At 67.1% G+C, this 2,242-nt stretch carries 2 protein-coding genes; both read right to left on the bottom strand.

The window, feature by feature from the left end:
- Positions 1-93: 93 nt before the first annotated feature.
- Positions 94-1,254: an acyl-CoA dehydrogenase gene (locus tag ACFTWF_RS27715; RefSeq protein ID WP_185727923.1), complete on the bottom strand. Its 1,161-nt coding sequence runs from the start codon at positions 1,252-1,254 to the stop codon at positions 94-96.
- Positions 1,255-1,424: 170 nt separating this feature from the next.
- Positions 1,425-2,123 carry a TetR family transcriptional regulator gene (locus ACFTWF_RS27710; RefSeq protein WP_378464342.1) on the bottom strand — a complete coding sequence of 233 codons (699 nt, stop codon included), beginning with the start codon at positions 2,121-2,123 and terminating at the stop codon, positions 1,425-1,427.
- Positions 2,124-2,242 lie beyond the last annotated feature (119 nt).

Below are 2,242 nucleotides of genomic sequence, written 5' to 3'. Positions count from 1 at the left end.
GCCTGTGGATAACCGCGAAGTTGTGGATAACCTTCCCCGTGCGCCTTTTTGGTAGCGGGAGCTACCAAAAAGGCGCACGGGCGGCGAAGCCGCCTACTTCAACAGTGCACGCGACATCACGACGCGCTGGATCTGGTTGGTGCCTTCGTAGATTTGAGTGATCTTCGCATCACGCATCATCCGCTCCACCGGGAAGTCGGTGGTGTAGCCGGCGCCGCCGAACAGCTGGACGGCGTCGGTGGTGACCTCCATCGCGACGTCGGAGGCGAAGCACTTGGCGGCGGCCGAGATGAAACCGAGGTTCTTCTCGCCGCGCTCGGCGCGGGCCGCGGACGTGTAGACCATGAGGCGCGCGGCCTCGACCTTCATCGCCATGTCGGCGAGCATGAACTGCACGGCCTGGAAGTCGCTGATCGACTTGCCGAACTGCTTGCGGTCCTTGGTGTAGGCGAGGGCGGCGTCGAGGGCGCCCTGCGCGAGACCGACGGCCTGCGCGCCGATGGTGGGGCGGGTGTGGTCGAGGGTCTGCAGTGCCGTCTTGAAGCCGGTGCCGGGTTCGCCGATGATGCGGTCGCCGGGGACCTTGCAGTTCTCGAAGTACAGCTCGGCGGTGGGCGAGCCCTTGATGCCGAGCTTCTTCTCCTTCGGTCCGACGACGAAGCCTTCGTCGTTCTCGTGGACCATGAACGCGGAGATGCCGTTGGCGCCCTTGTCGGCGTCGGTGACGGCCATGACGGTGTACCAGCTGGACTTGCCACCGTTGGTGATCCAGCACTTGGAGCCGTTGAGGATCCAGTCGTCGCCGTCGGCCTTGGCGCGGGTGCGCATGCCGGCCGCGTCCGAACCCGCTTCGCGCTCGGACAGCGCGTACGACGCCATGGCCTCGCCGGACGCGAGCTGCGGCAGGACCTGCTGCTTGAGTTCCTCGGAGCCGTTGAGGATGAGGCCCATGGTGCCGAGCTTGTTGACGGCGGGGATCAGCGAGGAGGAACCGCAGACGCGGGCGACCTCTTCGATGACGATGCAGGTGGCGACGGAGTCGGCGCCCTGGCCGTCGTACTTCTCGGGGACGTGGATGGCGTTGAACCCGGAGTTCACCAGGGCGACGCGGGCCTCCTCGGGGAAGCGCGAATCCTCGTCGACTTCCTTCGCGTACGGGGCGATCTCCTTCTCGGAGAGCGCGCGGATCGCGGACCGCAGTTCGTCGTGCTCTTCACCGAGCTTGAACAGATCGAAGTCCGGATTTCCGGCCATGGGGCGCTCCTTGCTGAGTTCTCGACGGCACCGAGTCCGAGGCACTCCGTGCCAAGTATGGGTTCGTTCAGGTGTGCCGCTACGGTCGTGGTCGGCGTACTACTGCCACTACCATGCAGTCAACCACGGCACTCAGTGCCAGTCAAGGGTGGTTGTCGTCACCCGGCCGGTCACCGCCCGCGCCGGGACAGCTGCGCCTCGATCCGCCCGGTGATCTCCTCCACCGGCGTTCCCGGCGGATACGACACCACCAGCACCGCGTCCCGGTCCTGCGTCGATGCCCCCGGGGCCACGCCGAACGTCCGGCGCACATCCAGCAGGGCCCGCTCGAGTTCGTCGGCGGTGGCGCCGGGGTCGCCCTTGATCATGTTCCGGAGCAGGAAGTTGTGGCACGCGGTGACGGCGGCCGCGAACCCGATGACCTTCAGGACCGGCTCGGTGGGTACGACGCCGCGCAGGTAGTCGACGAACAGCCGCTCGTAACGGAAGCCCGTGACGATCTCCCGGTCGCGGAGCGCAGGCACCCGCTGGACCACCTGGTACCGGCGTTCCGACAGTTCGCGGTTCTCCCGGAACCGGTCGAAGACCAGGCCCGCCGTCCGGCAGACGGCAGCCCAGGGGTCGTCGGATTCGCCGGACAAATAGTCGGCGGCCTGCTGCAACAGCGATTCGTGATCGGCGAAGATCACGTCCTCCTTGGAGCGGAACTGGCGGAAGAACGTCCGCCGCGACACCCCCGCGGCCGACGCGATCTGTTCGACGGTCGTCGCCTCGTAACCGTTCTCGGAGAACAGCCGGATGGCCTGCGCCACGACATGCACGCGGAAGTCCGCGGGTTCGGTCCCTGGGGTGTCGACGCGCTCGGTCATGAGGCCCAGTATCCATCGGCGCCATTGGACCCGCAGTGCCCTGGACCCCGCGCATCGCCGGGGCGGATACTCGAGAGAGTGCGTCCGCCCTGGTTGGGGCGGGGCGAGGTCGAGTTCGA

This window comes from Rhodococcus sp. NPDC056960, assembly GCF_042674125.1.
Taxonomy (GTDB): Bacteria; Actinomycetota; Actinomycetes; order Mycobacteriales; family Mycobacteriaceae; genus Rhodococcus_F.
This window is presented reverse-complemented; position numbering and strand designations above follow the sequence as displayed.

What these genes read in the sequence shown, in the direction of transcription:
- ACFTWF_RS27715 (WP_185727923.1), bottom strand. Translation starts at nt 1,254, where the DNA reads ATGGCCGGAAATCCGGACTTCGATCTGTTCAAGCTCGGTGAAGAGCAC.
- ACFTWF_RS27710 (WP_378464342.1), bottom strand. Translation starts at nt 2,123, where the DNA reads ATGACCGAGCGCGTCGACACCCCAGGGACCGAACCCGCGGACTTCCGC.